At 73.0% G+C, this 19,255-nt stretch carries 15 protein-coding genes; 11 read left to right on the top strand and 4 right to left on the bottom strand.

Annotated elements, in window-relative coordinates; translation table 11 throughout:
- Window positions 1–6 precede the first annotated feature (6 nt).
- From ACFQTY_RS10645 to ACFQTY_RS10655, 3 genes are all read left to right on the top strand, one after another.
- The gene (locus ACFQTY_RS10645; protein WP_378100171.1) at window positions 7–1,533 is read left to right on the top strand and encodes a UxaA family hydrolase; all 1,527 of its coding nucleotides are present in this window, start codon (window positions 7–9) and stop codon (window positions 1,531–1,533) included.
- Between the two features lie 80 nt (window positions 1,534–1,613).
- Window positions 1,614–3,035 (top strand): glucuronate isomerase, encoded by a 1,422-nt coding sequence (uxaC, locus tag ACFQTY_RS10650; RefSeq protein WP_378100173.1) that lies wholly within the window; start codon window positions 1,614–1,616, stop codon window positions 3,033–3,035.
- A complete protein-coding gene (locus ACFQTY_RS10655) occupies window positions 3,032–4,405 on the top strand; it encodes a mannitol dehydrogenase family protein (protein ID WP_378100175.1) in 1,374 nt (457 codons plus the stop codon). The genes uxaC and ACFQTY_RS10655 overlap by 4 nt, the downstream gene beginning before the upstream one ends.
- Before the next feature lie 98 nt (window positions 4,406–4,503).
- Here the strand turns inward: ACFQTY_RS10655 and ACFQTY_RS10660 are convergent, their stop codons facing one another.
- Together ACFQTY_RS10660 and ACFQTY_RS10665 are read right to left on the bottom strand one after the other, a co-directional pair.
- On the bottom strand, window positions 4,504–5,016 hold the full coding sequence (locus tag ACFQTY_RS10660) for a hypothetical protein (protein WP_378100177.1): 513 nt from the start codon (window positions 5,014–5,016) through the stop codon (window positions 4,504–4,506).
- Window positions 5,013–6,275, bottom strand: a complete 1,263-nt coding sequence (locus ACFQTY_RS10665; protein WP_378100179.1) for an ArsB/NhaD family transporter — start codon at window positions 6,273–6,275, stop codon at window positions 5,013–5,015. Before ACFQTY_RS10665 ends, ACFQTY_RS10660 begins: the two co-directional genes overlap by 4 nt.
- A gap of 117 nt (window positions 6,276–6,392) precedes the next feature.
- On the opposite strand from ACFQTY_RS10665, the gene ACFQTY_RS10670 reads away from it, so the two are divergent.
- Window positions 6,393–8,105, top strand: coding sequence for a SulP family inorganic anion transporter (locus ACFQTY_RS10670; protein WP_378100181.1), 1,713 nt, complete (start codon window positions 6,393–6,395; stop codon window positions 8,103–8,105).
- Between the two features lie 17 nt (window positions 8,106–8,122).
- On the opposite strand, the gene ACFQTY_RS10675 is transcribed toward ACFQTY_RS10670, so the two are convergent.
- On the bottom strand, window positions 8,123–9,724 hold the full coding sequence (locus tag ACFQTY_RS10675; protein WP_378100183.1) for a phosphatidylserine/phosphatidylglycerophosphate/cardiolipin synthase family protein: 1,602 nt from the start codon (window positions 9,722–9,724) through the stop codon (window positions 8,123–8,125).
- A 91-nt stretch (window positions 9,725–9,815) separates the two neighbouring features.
- On the opposite strand from ACFQTY_RS10675, the gene ACFQTY_RS10680 reads away from it, so the two are divergent.
- The 7 genes from ACFQTY_RS10680 to mmsB all read left to right on the top strand — a co-directional run bounded on the left by ACFQTY_RS10680 (window position 9,816) and on the right by mmsB (window position 18,687).
- Window positions 9,816–10,784, top strand: a complete 969-nt coding sequence (locus ACFQTY_RS10680; RefSeq protein ID WP_378100185.1) for a glycoside hydrolase family 88 protein — start codon at window positions 9,816–9,818, stop codon at window positions 10,782–10,784.
- 79 nt (window positions 10,785–10,863) lie between these two features.
- Window positions 10,864–11,454, top strand: coding sequence for a hypothetical protein (locus tag ACFQTY_RS10685; RefSeq protein ID WP_378100187.1), 591 nt, complete (start codon window positions 10,864–10,866; stop codon window positions 11,452–11,454).
- A gap of 145 nt (window positions 11,455–11,599) precedes the next feature.
- Window positions 11,600–13,249, top strand: a complete 1,650-nt coding sequence (locus tag ACFQTY_RS10690; protein WP_378100189.1) for an AMP-binding protein — start codon at window positions 11,600–11,602, stop codon at window positions 13,247–13,249.
- A 46-nt stretch (window positions 13,250–13,295) separates the two neighbouring features.
- On the top strand, window positions 13,296–14,501 hold the full coding sequence (locus ACFQTY_RS10695; RefSeq protein ID WP_378100191.1) for an ROK family protein: 1,206 nt from the start codon (window positions 13,296–13,298) through the stop codon (window positions 14,499–14,501).
- A 212-nt stretch (window positions 14,502–14,713) separates the two neighbouring features.
- Window positions 14,714–15,850, top strand: a complete 1,137-nt coding sequence (gene chvE, locus ACFQTY_RS10700) for a multiple monosaccharide ABC transporter substrate-binding protein (protein ID WP_291763598.1) — start codon at window positions 14,714–14,716, stop codon at window positions 15,848–15,850.
- 78 nt (window positions 15,851–15,928) lie between these two features.
- Window positions 15,929–17,476, top strand: a complete 1,548-nt coding sequence (gene mmsA / locus ACFQTY_RS10705; RefSeq protein ID WP_378100193.1) for a multiple monosaccharide ABC transporter ATP-binding protein — start codon at window positions 15,929–15,931, stop codon at window positions 17,474–17,476.
- Window positions 17,473–18,687 carry a multiple monosaccharide ABC transporter permease gene (gene mmsB, locus ACFQTY_RS10710; RefSeq protein WP_378100195.1) on the top strand — a complete coding sequence of 405 codons (1,215 nt, stop codon included), beginning with the start codon at window positions 17,473–17,475 and terminating at the stop codon, window positions 18,685–18,687. Before mmsA ends, mmsB begins: the two co-directional genes overlap by 4 nt.
- A gap of 130 nt (window positions 18,688–18,817) precedes the next feature.
- On the opposite strand, the gene ACFQTY_RS10715 is transcribed toward mmsB, so the two are convergent.
- Window positions 18,818–19,183, bottom strand: coding sequence for a VOC family protein (locus tag ACFQTY_RS10715; protein ID WP_337974739.1), 366 nt, complete (start codon window positions 19,181–19,183; stop codon window positions 18,818–18,820).
- Window positions 19,184–19,255 lie beyond the last annotated feature (72 nt).

Raw genomic sequence — 19,255 nt, forward strand, 5'->3', positions numbered from 1 at the left:
GACGCCATGGCAGCGGATCGACTCCTGGTCCTGCGTCCGGACGACGACGTCGCGATCGCCACCGCCGACCTGCCGGCGGGGACCCGCCTCACGGTCGGGGACACCACGCTGGTGCTGCCCGGCGACGTGCCGCGCAGCCACAAGCTGGCGCTGCGCGCCGTGCCGGCGGGGGGCGTCGTGCACAAGTACGGGCAGTCCATCGGCCGGGCGACGGCCGACATCGCGCCCGGCGACCACGTGCACACCCACAACCTCGGCATGGACGAGACCGTCCGCGCCCACGAGTTCGGCACCGTGCACGCCACGCTCCCCACCCCGCCGGAGGGTCGGACGTTCGACGGCTACCGCCGGGCCGACGGCCGCGCGGGCACCCGCAACTACGTCGCGATCGTCACGTCGGTCAACTGCTCGGCGTCGACGGCCAAGATGATCGCCGACCAGTTCCGCGGCCCCGCCGCCCTGGCGGCCTACCCCCACGTCGACGGCGTGATCGCGCTGACCCACGGCAGCGGCTGCGGCCTGGTGCCCGGCAGCGAGGGGGCGAACGCCCTGGTGCGCACGCTGCGGGGGTACGCGCGGCACCCCAACGTCGGCGGCGTGCTGGTGCTCGGACTCGGGTGCGAGATGGTGCCGGTCCAGTCGCTGGTCGACGGGCTGGGCCTGCCGTCGGACACGCTGGTGCACACGCTGACCATCCAGGACACGGGCGGCGTGCGAGCCACCGTGCGTGAGGGCGTGGCGCAGATCATGGCGATGCTGCCGGTGCTCGACGAACGCCGTCGGGAGCCGATCCCCATCAGCGAGCTGGTGCTGGGCCTGAACTGCGGCGGCTCGGACGGCTACTCCGGCATCACCGCGAACCCCGCGCTGGGCCGGGCCTCCGACCTGCTGGTGGCCGCTGGCGGGACGTCGGTGCTGGCCGAGACGCCGGAGGTGTTCGGCGCCGAGCACCTGCTGACCCGGCGCGCGGTGTCCGAGCAGGTCGGGCGCAAGCTGCTCGACCGGCTGGACTGGTGGCAGGGGTACGCGGCGGCCGGCGGCGGCACGCTGGACAACAACCCGTCGCCGGGCAACAAGGCGGGCGGTCTGACGACGATCCTCGAGAAGTCGCTCGGCGCCGTGGCGAAGGGCGGCCAGGCCGACCTGTCGGCAGTGGTCGAGTACGCCGAGCCGATCACCAGCCGCGGGCTCGTGTTCATGGACACCCCGGGGTACGACCCGGTCTCCGTCACCGGCATCGTCGCCGGCGGCGCCACCGTCGTGTGCTTCACCACCGGCCGCGGGTCGGTGTTCGGCTGCCGCCCGGCGCCGTCCATCAAGCTCGCCACCAACACCGAGATGTTCGAGCGGATGTCCGACGACATGGACGTCAACTGCGGCCGCATCGTCGACGGCACCGCCACGCTGGAGCAGGTGGGCGACGAGATCTTCGAGCGGATCATCGCCGTCGCCTCCGGGCAGGAGACGGTCAGCGAAGGCCTCGACCTCGGGCAGGAGGAGTTCGTGCCCTGGCAGCTGGGCACCGTCACCTGACCCTCACCTCGCCACGTCGTCGGCCCGTCGTCGGCGCCTCGCAGCACCCCACCAGCCCTCCCGTGCGAAAGGCCGCACCGATGCCCACCCCCACCGCCGGCCTGGTCGTCCACCCCGACCGCCTGCTGCCCGTCGACCCGTCCGTCCGCGGTCTCGCCCGGACGCTGTACGAGGCGGTGCGCGACCTCCCGCTCGTGTCCCCGCACGGCCACGTCGACCCCCGGATGCTGCTCGACGACGTGCCGTTCGCCGACCCGGCGGCGCTGTTCGTCACCCCGGACCACTACGTGACGCGCCTGCTGCACGCGTCGGGCGTCCCGCTCGAGGACCTCGGTGTGGGCCAGGGACCCTTGGACGAGGCCGCCGCGCGGAACGCATGGCGGCTGCTGTGCACGCACTGGTCGGTGTTCCGCGGCACGCCGGTGCGGTACTGGCTCGAGTCGGAGCTGTCCGAGCTGTTCGACGTGACGCTGCGGCCCTCCGCCGAGACGGCCGACGCCATCTACGACCAGCTCGCCGCGCGGCTGGCCACGCCCGAGTACCGCCCGCGGGCCCTGTTCGACCGGTTCCGGCTCGACGTGCTGGCCACCACGGACGACCCCTGCGACGACCTCGCCGTGCACGACGCGCTCGCGGCCGACCCGACGTTCGGCGGTCGCGTCATCCCGACCTTCCGGCCGGACCGGTACCTGGAGTCGGCCGAGCCCGGGTGGGCGGAGGCCGTGCGCCGGCTCGGCGAGGTGGCGGACGTCGACACCGGGACGTACGCCGGGTGGGTCACCGCGATGGAGGCCCGGCGGCGGTACTTCGTCGAGCACGGCGCGCGCTCCGCCGACCACGCGCACGTCGACGCCGGCACGTACCCGCTGCAGCCCATCGAGGCCGAGCGGATCTACGCCGCGGCGCTCGCGGGCACGGCGACGTCGGACGAGTCCGTCGCGCTGCGCCGGCACATGCTGCTGGAGATGGCCCGGATGGCCTGCGACGACGGGCTGACGATGACGCTGCACACCGGCGTGCTGCGCGGCCACCACACCCCGTCCAAGCTGCGGTTCGGGCCGGACACCGGGCACGACATCCCGCTGCGCGGCGACTTCACCGAGCCCCTGCGTCCCCTGCTCGAGCGGTTCGGCACGCACCCCAACCTCAACCTCGTGCTGTTCACGCTGGACGAGACGGTGTTCTCCCGTGAGCTGGCGCCGCTCGCCGGGTTCTACCCGGCGGTGTACGTGGGGGCGCCGTGGTGGTTCCTCGACGCCCCCGACTCGATCCGCCGGTGGCGGTCGGCGATCACCGAGACGATCGGCTTCTCGCGTACCGCCGGGTTCATCGACGACACGCGGGCGTTCTGCTCGATCCCCGCGCGGCACGACATGTCGCGGCGGCTGGACGCCGGGTTCCTGGCGCAGCTGGTCGCGGAGCACCGGCTCGAGGAGGACGAGGCGATGGACACCGCGATCGACCTGGTCGCCGGCCGCGCGCGCGAGGTGTTCAAGCTGTGAGCGAGCTCGTCCGCAGCACCTTGGCACCGCCGGTGCGGCACGTGCACCTGGGGCTCGGCAACTTCTTCCGCGCCCATCAGGCCTGGTACACCGCGCACGCGAGCGACGGTGGCGAGTGGGGGATCGCGGCGTTCACGGGGCGGTCGCCGGACCTGGCGCGGGCCATGGCGGCGCAGGACGGCCTGTACACCCTGGTGACGCGTGGGCCGGAGCGCGACGAGTTCGAGGTGGTGCCCGCCGTGGCGCGGGCACATGCGGCGGACGAGCACGAGGCCTGGCTCGGCTACCTCGCCGACCCGACGGTGCAGGTGGTGACGACGACGGTCACCGAGGCGGGGTACGTGCGCGACGCCGCCGGCGATCCCGCCGTCGGCCGGCCCGAGCTGGCCGCGGACCTCGAGACGCTGCGCCTCGACCCGACCGCGCTGGTGCGCACCGCACCGGCGCGCCTGGTCGCGGGGCTGCTGGCTCGTCGTCGGGCGGACGCCGGACCGCTGACCGTGGTGCCGTGCGACAACCTGCCGGACAACGGTGCCGCGGTCGCTCGCGTGCTGCGCGGCCTCGCCGAGCAGGTGGACCCCGCACTGCGGTCGTGGATCGAGGAGTCGGTCGGGTTCGCGACGACGATGGTCGACCGCATCACGCCCGAGCCCACAGCCGCCGACCTGGCCGCCGTGGCAGCCGGCACCGGCGTGCAGGACCGCGCCCCCGTGGTCACCGAACCGTTCACCGAGTGGGTGCTCAGCGGCCGGTTCGCCGCCGGCCGTCCCGCCTGGCAGGACGCGGGCGCGACGTTCACCACCGACGTGGCGCCGTTCGAGCAGCGCAAGCTGTGGCTGCTGAACGGGGCCCACTCGATGCTGGCCTATGCGGCCTCGCTCCGCGGGCACGTCACCGTCGCCGACGCGATGCGCGACGAGGTGTGCCGCGCGTGGATCGAGGAGTGGTGGGACGCCGCCTCCCCGCACCTGACCCTCCCCGCCGCCGACGTCGCCGCGTACCGGACGGCGCTGACCGACCGGTTCGCCAACCCGCGGATGGCGCACCGGCTCGACCAGATCGCGTTCGACGGTTCCCAGAAGCTGCCCATCCGCACGCTGCCCGTGCTGCGCCTCGAGCTGGCCGCGGGCCGGCTGCCGGTCGGTGCCGTCCGACCGCTCGCCGCCTGGGTGTGCCACCTGCGCGGGCACGGTGCGGCGGTGACGGACGCCCGGCTCGAGGAGCTGTCGCCCCTGGTCGGCGGCACGCTGCGGGACGCGGCGGCCCGTGTCCTCGGTCTGCTCGCCCCCGACCTCGCGGCCCACGGAACGGTGGTCGACGCCGTCGTCGACCAGGCCCAGGAGCTGGAGTCTGCGGCCCTCCCGGCGTGACCGACGTGCGCATGCGCCCGAGGTGAGCAGCTCGCATCGAGACGAGCAGTTCGTTCTGCTCACCTCGCTGCAAAGTGCTCGCCTCGGCCGGCTAGTGCCTAGTGACGGGGTGCCGGCGGCAGGTCGACGCCGGCCGGCACCTCCTCGGGCCAGACCAGCAGCACCGCGCACGGCGCGTGGTCCACCACGTAGCGGGTCACCTTGCTCAGGCTGTGCGGACCCCGTTCGGTGCGGACGCCGTCGCGCGCGCAGATCAGCAGGTCCGCGCCGACGCAGGCGTCCAGCACCGCGGTCTCGGTGCGGCCGCGCAGCTGGAGCACCTCCGGGCCTGCGCCGGGGTTGCCGGCGCCGCCGGACCGGCCGCCGAGCCGGGCCGCCGCCGCGGTCAGCAGGTGGCTCCCCGCCTCGTCGAGCGGGTTGCCGGTGCGCCCGAGCCGCTCGTCGGGCCGTCGTCGTCCGCGGCCCATCAGCCCCAGCGGGCCGCCCTCCCACCCGGCCTCGGTCTCCTCGTCGAGCACGTGCACCAGGCGCACGTCGGTGAGCCCGAGCCCCGCCGCAGCGTCGACGCACGCCTCCCAGGTGCCCTCCACCAACCAGACGACCGCCCTCATCGCACGCCTCCGATCCGCACCGACACCCAAAGCGCCACCACCGCCAGCACCAGCGTCACCGGCACCGTCGCCAGCCCCAGCCGCACGAACACCGACGTGGACGGCGCCTTGCCGTGGCCGTGCAGCACCTGCCGCCACAGCAGCGTGGCCAGCGACCCCACGTAGGTCAGGTTCGGGCCGATGTTCAGGCCCAGCAACGTCGCCAGCACCAGCGCCGGGGAGTGCGCCACCACCGGCACCAGCACCAGGGTCGCCGGCAGGTTGTTCAGCACGTTCGCCGCCACCGCCGCGAGCCCGGCGGCCAGCAGCAGCCCCGGCAGGTCGGCACGCGTCGGCACCAGGTGCGCCAGCCCGCTGCCGAGCGGCCCGAGCCGCACGCCCAGCACCACCACGCCGAGGGCCAGCACGAACAGCAGGAACACCGGGTTGGCCGCGTGCACCAGCCGGCGCAGCGTCGGCACGGGCGCGTGCCGCAGGTTCCGCGCCGCCAGCACGACGACGGCGACCACCGCGACCAGCGCCGGGGGCACGCCGATCGGCTCGGCGGCGGCGAAGCCGACCAGTGCCGCACCCAGCACCACCAGGGCGAACACCGGCGCCGGACCGACCTCCACCGGCGTCGTGTGCACGGGCGTGCGCAGGTCGGAGCGGAAGAACAGTCGGAAGACGACGTACTCCGCGGCCACCGTCACCAACCACGGCAGCGCCATCAACGCGCTGAACCCCGCGAACGACAGCCCGGCGGCACCGAACGCCAGCAGGTTGGTCAGGTTCGACACCGGCAGCAGCGTCGAGGCGGAGTTCGCCAGGTGGGTGGAGGCGTAGACGCCGGGACGCGGCCGTGCGCGGATGGCGGTGGTGGCGGCCAGCACGACGGGCGTCAGCAGCACCACGGTGGCGTCCAGGCTCAGCACCGCGGTGGTCGCCGCGGCCACCACGAACACGGCGCCGAGCAGCCGCGGCGCCGAGCCGTTCGACGCCCGCGCCATCCGTTCACCGGCCCACGTGAACACGCCGTGCGCGCGGGCCTGCTCCGCCAGCGCCAGGATCGCGGCGAGGAACCCGACGGTCGGCGCGAGCCCGGAGATCTCGTCCCACGCCGCACGCCAGGGGACCAGCCCGACCACCAGCACCAGCACCGCCGCCGGCACGGCGGCCACCGCCTCCGGCAGCCCGCGCGGGCGGCTGACCGCGAACCCGAGCACCAGGGCGAGGACGACGACGGCAGTCGTCGCGCCGAGCGCAGAGGCCGCTGTCACATCGCACACCTTCGCGGCATCTGCCGTGATCCGCACCTCCGTCCACGGCTCGCCGCGGCACGCGGAGCACGCACCGCACCAGGACCGATGCGGCGGGCCGCTCACTAGGGTCGGTGCATGGGCCACCGGCTCGTGCACCTGCTGCCCGGGGTGGGAGTCGCGCGGGGCTACCGGCGCGCGTGGCTGCGCGAGGACCTCACCGCCGGCGTCGTCGTCACCGCCCTGCTGATCCCGGCCGGCATGGGGTACGCGCAGGCCGCCGGGCTCCCGCCGCAGGCCGGGCTGTACGCGACCGTCGTGCCGCTGCTGGTGTACGCGCTGGTCGGCCCGTCGCGCGTCCTGGTGCTGGGCCCGGACTCCTCGCTCGCGCCGATCATCGCGGCCGCGGTGGTCCCCCTGGCGCTCGGCGACGACCGCCGCGCGATCGCCCTCGGCGGCGTGCTCGCGCTGCTGGTCGGCGCGGTGCTGCTGCTCGGCGGCGTGCTGCGGCTGGGCCTGGTGACCGACCTGCTGTCCAAGCCGATCCGCATCGGCTACCTCAACGGCATCGCGCTGGTGGTGGTGGTCGGCCAGCTGCCCAAGCTGCTCGGCTTCTCGATCGGCACGGACTCGCCGCTGCAGCAGGTGGCGGAGACGGCCCGCGGGATCGCCGACGGCCGCACCACCGTCACGGCGCTCACGTTCGGTCTCGGGTCCCTTGCGGTGATCCTCGGCCTGCGGCTGCTCGCCGGGCGCCGGGTGGTCGGCCGGATCCCCGGCGTGCTGGTCGCCGTCGTCGTCTCGACGGCGCTGGTGGCCGCCCTCGGCTGGCGCGCTCGGCTGCCGGTGGTCGGGGCGCTGCCGGCCGGTCTGCCCGCAGCGGCGCTGACCGGCATCACGTGGCACGACGTCGCGGCCCTCGCCGGCCCCGCGCTCGGCATCGCGCTGATCGCGTTCGCCGACACCGGCGTGCTGTCCCGCACGCTGGCCGCCCGGCGCGGCGACTCGGTGGACGGCAGCCACGAGATGGGTGCGATCGGGGTGGCCAACCTGGTCGGCGGGTTCACCGGTGGGTTCCCCGTGTCGGCGTCGTCGTCGCGCAGCGCCGTCGCGGAGCAGGCCGGCGGCCGCACGCAGCTGGTCGGGGTGGTCGGTGCGCTGCTGGTGGCGGCCTTCGTGCTCGCCGCGCCCGGCGTGACCGCGTACCTGCCGTCCGCGACGCTCGCCGCGGTGGTGATCGTCGCCGCGGCCGGCCTGGTGGACGTGCCGGGGTTCGTGCGGCTGCTGCGGACCAGCCCGGTGGAGGGGCTGCTGTCGGTGGCGGCCCTCGGCGGGATCGTCCTGGTCGGCGTGCTGCGCGGCATCGTCGTCGCCGTCGTGCTGTCGTTCCTCGCCTTCGTGCAGCAGGCGTGGCGGCCGTACCGCGCTGAGCTCGGGCTGGTGCCGGGCGTCCGCGGCTACCACGACCTGAGCCGCAACCCCGCCGCCGAGCGGATCCCCGGGCTGGTGATCGTCCGGTTCGACGCGCCGCTGTTCTTCGCCAACGGCCGGATCTTCGACGACTACGTGCGTGCGGTGGTCGACGCCGCCGCCGACCCGGTCAGCACGGTGATCCTCGCCGCGGAGCCGATCACGGACGTGGACGCCACCGCGGTGGACGAGCTCGTGGAGCTCGACGACCACCTCGCCTCCCGCGGCATCCGGCTGGTGATCGCCGAGATGAAGGACCCGGTGCGGGACCGCCTGCACCGGCTGGGCCTCGACGAGCGGTTCGGCCCGGACCGGTTCGCGCCGACCGTGGGGGCGGCGGTGGACGACGTCACCGGGCGGTTCCGCAACGACCTCGGCTGAGGTCGCTCGGTGGCAGGTCAGAACCGCCGCGCGAGCCGGTCCGCCGGCGTCCGGCCGTCCGGGTCGTACACCCACCGGTAGAACGGCTCGGCCCACAGCCGGTCGAGCACGCCGATGTGCCCCGGCCGGTACGCGCGCACGTGTCCCGGCGGTCGCGGCCCTCGTCGTCCACCCGCGTACCACGCGTCGAGCGCCGCCGCCGCGGAGCGGTACGCCTCGAACCACCCGACCGGGTCGTCCAGGTCGTCGGGCGCCGCCGCCCCGAGGTGCTCGGCGGCCAGCTCGACGCGCAACGACCGGGCCGTGCCGGTGGTCGTCCCCTCGACGAACGCCGCGCTCAGCTCGCTGTCGTGCGTCCACGACCGCCGGTTTGCGTTGTCCGACCCGATGCACGCCCACGCGTCGTCCACCACGCACACCTTGGCGTGCACGTAGATCGGCGTCCCGGCCTCGTTCTCCACGCCGTAGATGCCCACCCGCCGGCCGCCGGCCCGCCGCAGCAGCCGCAGCGCGTGCAGCCGCCCCAGCTCGGTGGGCACCTCGGCGTCGCGTCCGCCCTGGTCGGCGTGCAGGGGCACCACCACCACCAGCCGCAGGTCCGGCGAGCGCCGCAGCGCCCCGGCGAACGCGGCTGCCACGTCCGCCGACCACAGGTACTGGTCCTCCAGGTACACCAGCCGCTGCGCGCGGCGCAGCGCCGCGATGTACCCCCGCGCCACCGAGCGCTCGCCCCGGCGTGCGAACGGGTACGCCGGGAGCCGCGGGGGATAGGTGCGCAGCAGCTGCACGGCGGCGGTGCCGCACGGTTCCGGGTCGGGGTGCTGCGGCGGCAGCGGTCGCACCCGGGTGCGGGTGCCGCGCAGCCGGTCCTCGAGCCGGCGCAACGGGTTCAGCGTCAGCGGCGTCCCGTCCTGCCAGCGCTCGCGGAACACCGCCTCGGCGTCGCCGACCGCCGGACCCTGGATCTGCAGCTGCACGTCGTGCCACGGCGGGGTCGGCCCGTAGACCGGCGCCATCTCCACCGGCTGGGGGTCCCCGTGGTGGGCCTCGTCGTCGTGCCGGCTGTGGCACAGGTCGATGCCGCCGATGAAGGCCACGTCGTCCTGCGGCCGGTCGCGGTGCCGCAGCACCACCAGCTTCTGGTGGTGGGACCCCAGCGGGCGCACCCGCATGTCCAGCAGGCACTGCCCGCCGGCCGCCTCGATCTCCTCGCCGAGGTGCCGGTTCTGCGCCGCGCTGAACCGGAACCGGTCCCAGTGGGACCGCCACACCAGCCCGCGCACGTCCACGCCACGTGCGGCGGCCGCCGCGAACACCGGCCCCACCTCGGTGCCCGGTCCACCGAGCCGCTCGTCGGGGTCGCCGCGCCAGTCGGTGAACAGCAGCAGGTCCCCGTCGTCCATCGCCTGGACGGCCGCGAGCAGCGCCGCGAAGTACGCCGAGCCGTGCACCAGGGGCGTCACCTCGTTGCCGAGGGTCCACGCGAGACCGTCGGCGTGCCGGCTGTCCAGCACGGTGTCCGGGTTGCCGCGGTCCGTCGCGGAGAGGAACCAGTGCTCCGGATCGGTGCCCGGCTCCGCGTCGAACCGCCTCGACGGGCCCTGCTCACGCGACGTCACCGACACCGACCTCCTCGCCCTGGGCCTGGCGCCAGCGTAGGGAACCCACCGCCGACCGGCCCGTCCACGTGCGCTGACGCATGATCGGCGGGTGGACGACGACGTGACCCTCACGCCCGTGCTGCGCGCCCTGCTGGCGATGCAGCGGCACTCGTGGGAGCAGGGCGTCGCCTCGCACGCGCTGCTCGACCTCGGCCGCGACGACCTGGCGGTGCCGCTCGCGCTCGACGCCGTGACGCGGCAGACGGCGGACGGGCGGCTCGGCGAGCTGGGTGACTCCGGCCTGGTCAACTGCGGCGCGCTCGGCGAGGTGGTGCACCGCGTCGCGACCCGGACCGGGTCGGCGGAGTGCGCGGCAGCGTTCGACCGGCAGGTGCGCTGGCTGCTCGACACCTGTCCGCGGGCCGGCGACGGCACGCTGTTCCACCTCGAAGGCACGCACCAGGTGTGGGTCGACTCGGTCTACATGCTGCTCCCGGTGCTGGTGCTCGCCGGCCGTCCGGACGAGGCGCTGCGTCAGCTGCGCGGGCACGCCGACCGGCTGTTCGACCCGTCGTCCGGCCTGTACGCCCACCAGTACGACGAGGACTCCGGCACGCTGCTGCGCGCCGCGCACTGGGGCACCGGCAACGGCTGGGTGGTCGCCGGCCTCGCCCGGGCTGTCCACCTGCTGGCGGACCCCTCCCACGAGCTGCACGCCGTCGCCACCGCCCACGCCCGCACCGTCATCGACGCCTGCCTCGCGCACCGCGAACCGGACGGCACGTTCCACGACGTGCTCGACGACGACTCCACCTTCACCGAGCTCGACGTCGCGCAGATGCTGGCGTACGCCCTGTTCACGGGTGTGGCGGACGGCTGGCTGCCGCCGGACTCGTACACCGCCACCGCCCGCTCGCTGCTCGCCACCGCCGTCGCGCACGTGTCCCCGGAGGGCTTCGTCGAGCCGGTGTGCGGTGCCCCGCACTTCGACTATGCGGGCCGCTCCGCGGAGGCCCAGGCCTTCCACCTGCTGGCGCTCGTGGCCTCCCACCGCCTGGCGCCCGAGCGGGGCACCTGAGAGGCCCCGTCGGGGGCGTCCTGCCCGGGTACCGTCGCACAGCCGGCTGGAGCAGCCGGTTGCGAGAGGGGGCCCGCGCGTGCAAGGCGATCGACCTGGAAGTGCGATTCCCGACGGCTATGCCAGCGAGCGGATGAAGGGCAGGAGGACGCAGATCGCGGTGGGCGGCGCCCTCGTGGTCCTTCTGCTCGTACGACAAGCTGTTGTGGCGGGCCTTGTGCCCACGCTCCTCGTGGCGACGATCGGGCTGATCATGTTCGCCGCACTCGTGCTCGCAATCCGGGTCCGGGCTGGCCGCCCGACTGGCGACAGCTGTCCGGCCCTGCTTCCCACCTGGGCGGCGATGACGGCGGCGTCCCGGATCAAGACGAGCAATCCGAACGTCACGTTGCCCGGAACTCTGCGATTCTCACCCGGGACCGTCGAGTGGGTTCCGACCAACGGTGGTGTCCGGATGGGCGCACAGCCCGTGCGATGGGCCATCGAAACGCCGGACCAGCTGAGGCTCTTCGTTGCGGGACGTCTGGCTTCCCAGATGCTCGTGACGATCGTCGGTGGGCATGGCGAGGTCGTGGCAGACGTCTGGGCACGCTCCACCGAGGAACGCGCGATCCAGCTCGCGGCCCTCACGACAGCTCACCTGCGGCACCGTGCGGTGCGGGAGGACTGAGGACGCAGGCCGAGGGCGAGACGGCCCACGTCCTGGTCGGTACGGGGGAGTAGCGTCGCGAGGCACGGCTGCCGGGGTCGCCGTCGTGCCGCCCCCGCAGGACGCTCGTCGTGACCCCCTCCTCGTCACCCGCAAGGACCGTCACATGCCTGCCCTGCACCAGCGCTACCTCTCCGAGACCGTGGGCGCCGAGGGCCACCCCACCGCCTTCTCGCTGACCTGCCCGCCGGACTTCAGCTTCGGGTACGACGTCGTCGACGAGCTGGCGCGGCGCAGCCCGGACAAGCGAGCGCTGCGCTGGACGGACGACTCGGGCGCGGTGGCCGAGTACACGTTCGCCGACATCGCGCGGCTGTCGGACCAGGCCGCGTCGTACTTCCAGCAGGCCGGGGTCCGCAAGGGCGACCGGGTGCTGCTGATCCTCAAGCGCCACCCCCAGTTCTGGTGGGCGATCGTCGGTCTGCACAAGATCGGCGCGGTGGCGGTGCCGGCCACCAACCAGCTGAAGACCCACGACCTGCACTACCGCCTGCGCAAGGCCGAGATCCGCGCGGTCGTCTGCACCCAGGAGGGCGACGTCGCCGCGGCGGTCGACGAGGCCGCCGCCGACCTGGGCATCGGCCTGATCCGGTCGGCGGTCCACGGGGCCCGCGACGGTTGGGACGACTTCGACGCGGGCGTCGCCGCCGCGCCGCCGTTCGTCGCCCCGACGGGCCCCGACCGCCCCGTCGCCACGGACCCGCTGCTGCTCTACTTCACGTCCGGCACCACCGCCGAGCCGAAGATGGTGCTGCACGACCACAGCTACCCGGTCGCGCACATCCCCACGGCCAAGTACTGGCAGCACGTCGACCCGGACGGCCTGCACCTGACGGTCTCCGAGACCGGCTGGGCCAAGTCGGTGTGGGGCAAGCTCTACGGGCAGTGGCTGATGGAGGCCGCCGTCGACGTCTACGACTTCGACCGGTTCGACCCCAAGAAGATGCTCCAGCACCTGCACGACGCGCAGGTGACGACCTTCTGCGCCCCGCCCACCATCTACCGGTTCCTGGTCGCGGAGGACCTGTCCGGCTACGACCTGTCGAACCTGCGCCACGCGACCACCGCCGGCGAGGCGATGAACCCCGTGGTGGCCGAGAAGTTCCGCGGCCTGACCGGCCTGGAGCTCAAGGAGGGCTACGGCCAGACGGAGATGACGCTCGCAGCGTTCACCGCCTACTGGCAGCCCGCGCGCCCGGGCTCGATGGGCACCCCGTCGCCCGCCTACGACGTGGTGCTGCTCCGCGAGGACGGCACCGTCGCGGCACCGGGCGAGGAGGGCGAGATCTGCGTCCGGGCCGACCGCGACGCCCGCCCGCTGGGCCTGTTCCTCGGCTACGCCGACGACGACGCGATCACCGATGCCGCCTGGCACGACGGGTACTACCACACGCACGACCTGGCGACGGCGGACGCCGACGGCTACCTCTGGTACGTCGGCCGCACCGACGACATGATCAAGACCTCCGGCTACCGCGTCGGACCCTTCGAGGTCGAGTCGATCGTGCACGACCACCCCGCCGTCCGGGAGTGCGCGATCACCGGCGTCCCGGACGAGATCCGCGGCGTGGTGGTCAAGGCGACCATCGTCCTGGCGGAGCCGTACACGGCGTCCACCGACCTGGCGCACGAGATCCAGCAGTTCGTGAAGTCCCGCACGGCACCGTACAAGTACCCGCGCGTCGTCGAGTTCGTCGACGTCCTGCCCAAGACGATCTCGGGCAAGATCCGCCGGGTCGAGCTGCGCGGCCGCTGAGCGCGCAGCGACGGGCGTGAGCGCGCCCGCCGCTAGGGTGTGCGCCATGCAGCCCGACGGCGTCGACGGGGACGCCCCCGCCAGCCGCGGCGCCGCGCGCCCGGCGCGCCTCTCCCCGCTGTCGGCCGTGCTCGGCGCCGTGCTGCAGGCCCGTGAGCCCGTCTCCCGCGCCCAGATCGCCGCCTCGCTCGGGCTGTCCCGCGGCACCGTCTCCGGCATCGCCGACCAGCTGCTGTCCGCCGGGCTGGTCCGCGAGCTCGACCCGGTGCTGGTCGGTCGTGCCGGCCGGCCGGCGGTACCGCTGGCCGGGGCGCTCGGCACGGTGGCCGCCCTCGGCATGGAGGTGAACGTCGACTACTACGGCCTGCGCGCGGTGGACCTCGCCGGGCGTGTGCTGTTCGAGCACGTGGTCGACGAGGACCTGCGGGGCAGCGACCCGGAGGTCGCCCTGGGTCGCCTCGCCGACCTGGCCGGCCGGGTGATCCTGGACCTGCAGGAGGCGGGGCTGCGCGTCGCGGGGACGGCGCTGGCGCTGCCCGGCCTGGTCAACCGGGTCACCGGTCCGCTGCGGTACGCGCCCAACCTGGGCTGGCGCGACGTCGACGTCGTGCGGCTGATGTCCCGGCACCCGGTGCTGGCCGCCTTCCCGCCCAGCCTGGCGAACGAGGCGAACCTGGCTGCCCGGGCCGAGGCGTGGGCACGTCGGGGCCGGGTGGCGCCGTCGTTCTTCTACGTCTCCGGCGAGCTCGGCATCGGTGGTGCGATCGTCCTCGAGGGCGAGATCTTCGCGGGCCGGCACGGGTGGAGCGGTGAGATCGGGCACGTGGTGGTCGAACCCGCCCTCGGTGCCGAGCGGGGTGGCCTCGAGGCGCTCGCCGGCCAGGCGCTGATGCTGCGGGCGGCCGGCATGCCGGGCGGAGCGACGATCGCCGACCTCGCGGCAGCTGCGGAGCGCGGCGAGGCCCAGCCGCTGGCGGCGGTCCGGGACGCCGGTCGGATGCTCGGCACCGCGCTCGCGGCGGCGGCGAACATCCTCGACATCGGCGAGGTGGTGCTGGGCGGCAGCTTCGGTCAGCTGTTCGACCACCTGCACGGCCAGGTCGAGGACTGCCTGCAGCAGATGGTGATCTTCGCCCCCTGGTCCACACCGGCCGTGACCCGCGCCCGCGCCGGGGAGCTGCCTGCCATGGCGGGCGGCGCGCTGACCGTCCTGCGGGGCGTCGTGGACGACGCCGAGGCCTGGGTCGCCTGACCCCGTCGCGACCACCGTTGCCGCATTGTGACCTTGCCGAGCCGTCGAAGCGTTGTCCGACCCTGTCCGACGATGGTTTAGTTCTGCCCGACAACAAAAAGGGGTTCCGGCCGGCACGCGCCGCCGAGCCCCCACGACGGCGGCCCGCGACGGAGCGGCGCCGTGCACCCGACCGGGGGGTCCGGTCGGTGTTGTGAGAGGTCAGGACGACGATGACGTTGACACGGACCAAGCTGGTCGCGGTCGTGATGGGCGCGGCTCTCGCGCTCGCCTCGGTCGCCGGATGCAGCAGCACCCGCACCAACAACACTCCCGCCGGGGGCGCCACCTCGGCGAACGCGGCGGGCACCCTGGTCGGCATCGCGATGCCGACCAAGAGCCTCGAGCGGTGGAACCGTGACGGTGCCCACCTGGAGGACCTGCTGAAGAAGGCGGGCTACCAGACCAGCCTGCAGTACGCCGACAACAAGGTGGACCAGCAGGTCACGCAGCTGCAGAACATGATCAACCAGGGCGCCAAGGTCCTGGTCATCGCCTCCATCGACGGCAAGGCGCTCGGCCCGGTGCTGCAGCAGGCTGCGGACAAGGGCGCGAAGGTGATCGCGTACGACCGCCTGATCAACGAGTCCCCGAACGTCGACTACTACGCCACGTTCGACAACTACAAGGTCGGCCAGCTGCAGGGCCAGTTCATCGAGACGGCCCTCGGTCTGAAGGACGGCAAGGGTCCGTTCAACCTCGAGCCCTTCGCTGGTTCGCCCGACGACAACAACGCCAAGTTCTTCTTCTCCGGCGCCTGGGACGTGCTGAACCCCTACGTCCAGTCCGGCAAGCTCGTCGTGCCCTCCGGCAAGGCCCCGAAGACGGACGCCGACTGGACCTCGATCGGCATCCAGGAGTGGAAGTCCGAGACGGCTCAGTCCGAGATGCAGAACCGCATCAACTCGTTCTACGCGGGCGGCAAGAAGATCCAGGTCGTCCTGTCCCCGAACGACTCCCTCGCGCTGGGCATCGCCCAGGCCCTCGACGCGGCCGGCTACAAGCCGGGTGCCGACTGGCCCGTGCTGACCGGCCAGGACGCCGACAAGGCGAACGTCCTGAACATGCTCCAGGGCAAGCAGTCCATGACGGTCTGGAAGGACACCCGGGCGCTCGGTGACGAGGTCGCCAAGATGGTCGACCAGGTGGTCAAGGGCCAGACCGTTGACGTCAACGACACCAAGACGTACGACAACGGCAAGAAGGTCGTCCCGACCTACCTGCTCGCGCCGCAGGTGGTCACCAAGGACACCGTGAAGAAGTCGCTGGTGGACTCCGGGTTCTACTCCGCCTCCGACCTCGGTCTGTGACGTCGCGCGCCGCCGGTCCGCATCACGCGGGCCGGCGGCGCCCGTCCGTCCCGGCAGCCCTACCGGAGTGAGGAACTCATGGAGCAGAGCACCATCCTCGAGATGCGCGGCATCACCAAGCGCTTCCCGGGTGTCATCGCGCTGAACGACGTCAACCTCGCGGTCACCCGCGGCGAGGTGCACGCGATCTGCGGTGAGAACGGTGCGGGCAAGTCGACCCTGATGAAGGTCCTGTCAGGGGTCTACCCGCACGGCAGCTACGAGGGCGAGATCGTCTTCGACGGCGAGCCGGTGGAGTTCCGCGGCATCCGCGACTCCGAGCGCAAGGGCATCGTCATCATCCACCAGGAGCTCGCGCTCAGCCCGTACCTGTCGCTCGCCGAGAACATCTTCCTCGGCAACGAGCGCAGCCGGCGCGGCGTCGTCGACTGGAACAGGACGAACTCCGAGGCGGCCCGGCTCCTGCGGCGCGTCGGGCTCACCGAGCCCCCGGACACCCGCGTCACCGACATCGGCGTGGGCAAGCAGCAGCTGGTGGAGATCGCCAAGGCGCTGTCCAAGGAGGTCAAGCTCCTCATCCTCGACGAGCCGACGGCCGCGCTGAACGACGAGGACAGCGACCACCTGCTCGACCTGATCCGCGGCCTGCGGGACGACGGCATCACCTCGATCATCATCAGCCACAAGCTCAACGAGCTCGAGGCGATCGCGGACTCCACGACGGTGATCCGGGACGGGCGCACCATCGAGACGCTCGACATGCACGGTGCGGAGCCGGTGACCCAGGACCGCCTGATCCGGGGCATGGTCGGCCGCGCGCTCGACCACCGGTTCCCGGAGCACACGCCGACGATCGGCGAGGAGGTGCTCCGCATCGAGGACTGGACGGTCCACCACCCGATCGACCGGCAGCGCGTCGTGGTGCGCAACGCGTCGGTGAACGTGCGGCGCGGCGAGATCGTCGGGCTCGCCGGGCTGATGGGTGCCGGCCGCACCGAGCTCGCGATGAGCGTGTTCGGCCGCCGGTACGGCACCGGCATCTCGGGTCGGGTCTACAAGAACGGCGAGGAGGTCGACACCTCCACGGTGCAGGCCGCCATCCGGGCCGGCATCGCGTACGCCACCGAGGACCGCAAGCGGTACGGCCTCAACCTCATCGACACCATCCAGCACAACGTCAGCGCGTCGGCGCTGGGCAAGGTCGCTCGCTGGGGCGTCGTCGACAAGAACGTGGAGCTCGCCACGGCGGAGCGGTTCCGCAAGGAGCTGGCGGTCAAGTCGCCCACGGTGGCGGCCCTGGTCGGCAAGCTCTCGGGCGGCAACCAGCAGAAGGTCGTCCTGTCCAAGTGGATCTTCGCCGACCCGGACGTGCTGATCCTGGACGAGCCCACCCGCGGCATCGACATCGGCGCCAAGTACGAGATCTACACGATCGTGAACCGGCTGGCGGACGAGGGCAAGGCCGTCATCCTCATCTCCTCCGAGCTGCCGGAGCTCATCGGGGTCTGCGACCGCATCTACACGCTCAGCCAGGGCAGCGTCACGGGCGAGGTCGTCAGGGCGGACGCCACCCAGGAGCACCTCATGCACCTCATGACCATGGACAAGAACGGGACTACGCGATGAGCACGGAAACGACGCCCCTGACGGGCGCGGTCGAGGGTGAGGCGACCCGGGGCTCGGCACTGGGCAGCAGCGTCCGGCAGTACGGGATCTTCGGTGCGCTCGTCGTCCTGCTGCTGCTGTTCCAGGTCCTCACGCACGGCAAGCTGCTGCTGGCGAACAACGTCGCGAGCCTGTTCCAGCAGAACGCCTACGTGATGATCCTGGCCATCGGCATGCTGATGGTGATCGTCGCCGGGCACATCGACCTGTCGGTCGGCTCGATGGTGGCGTTCATCGGCGGCGTGGTGGCCATCTCGATGCGGGACATGCACCTGCCGTGGCTGCTCGCCGTGCTGGTGGGCATCCTGGTCGGCGCCCTCGCGGGGGCGTGGCAAGGGTTCTGGATCGCCTACGTCGGGATCCCGGCCTTCATCGTCACCCTCGCCGGCATGCTGCTGTTCCGCGGCCTCGCGATCGTCCTGGTCGGCGAGACCATCGCGGGCCTGCCCAACGGCTACGTCCGCATCTCCAACGGGTCGCTGCCCAACGTGCTCGGCTTCGCCGGGAACCTCGACGCCCTGACGTTGCTGCTCGGCGTGGTCGGCATCGCCGCGGTGGTGGTCACGCAGCTGCGGTCCCGGCTGGCCAAGCGCAAGCACGGTCTGCACGTGGAGTCGCTGCTCGCGTTCGTCAGCAAGAACGCGCTGGTCGCCGTGGCCATCGGCGCCCTGACGTTCGTGCTGTCCCTCAGCTCGGGCGGGACGCCGATCGTGCTGGTGATCGTCGGCGTGCTGGTGATCGCGTACTCGTTCGTGATGGGGAACACGGTGTTCGGCCGGCGCATCTACGCCATCGGCGGCAACCGTCCGGCGGCGATCCTGTCCGGTGTCAACACCAAGGCGATCGACTTCTCGATCTTCGTCAACATCGGCGCGCTCACGGGTGTCGCGGCCATCGTCACCTCCTCGCGGGCCGGTGCGGCCGTGGCCGCCGCAGGCAGCAACTACGAGCTCGACGCGATCGCCGCCTGCTTCATCGGTGGCGCGGCGGTCACCGGTGGCATCGGCCGGATCTCCGGCGCGATCGTCGGCGCCCTGATCATGGGCGTGCTCAACATGGGCCTGTCGATCATGGCGGTGAACCCCGCCTGGCAGATGGCGATCAAGGGCCTCGTGCTCCTCGCCGCCGTCGCCTTCGACCTGGTCAACAAGCGGCGCGCAGGCACTCTGTAGCCGAGCGCAACGCGGCGGCGGTGCGCACCGGGGGAACAGCGGCTCCCGGTGCGCACCGCCGTGCGCTTTCACCGTCCGGTGCCCGTGGGTGAGCGCGGGGCCGTCGGCGCCGCGCCGGGCGAGCGCCGGCTCAGTCGACGGGTGAGACGCGGATGAGGTTCCCGTCGGGGTCGGCGACGACGAAGGTGCGGCCGAACACGTCGTCGTGCGGCTCCTCCACCACGGCGGCGCCCTTCGCGGTCCACCGGGCGAAGAGCTCGTCGACCGCGGCCGCCGAGCCGGGCACCATCAGGCCGAGCTCCGACGTCCGCGGGGTGGCGGGCGTCGCGTTCTCGCTGCGTCCCGTCCACACCGCGAAGAGGACGCCGGGGGCCACAGGGAAGGCCACGTACCGCGGGCTCGTGAACACCGGCTCGACGTCGAACAGGTCGCGGTAGAAGGCCGTGGCGGCCGCCGCGTCGCGCACGTAGACGAGGAACAGGTTCGGTGCCGGCATCGGGACTCCTCGCTAGGGGGTTCGGGTCATGCACCAGCAGACCACCGAGCGACGACATCGGTCTGCCTGAGG

The sequence above is a fragment of the Cellulomonas sp. T2.31MG-18 genome (genome assembly GCF_964266755.1).
Classification (GTDB): domain Bacteria; phylum Actinomycetota; class Actinomycetes; order Actinomycetales; family Cellulomonadaceae; genus Cellulomonas.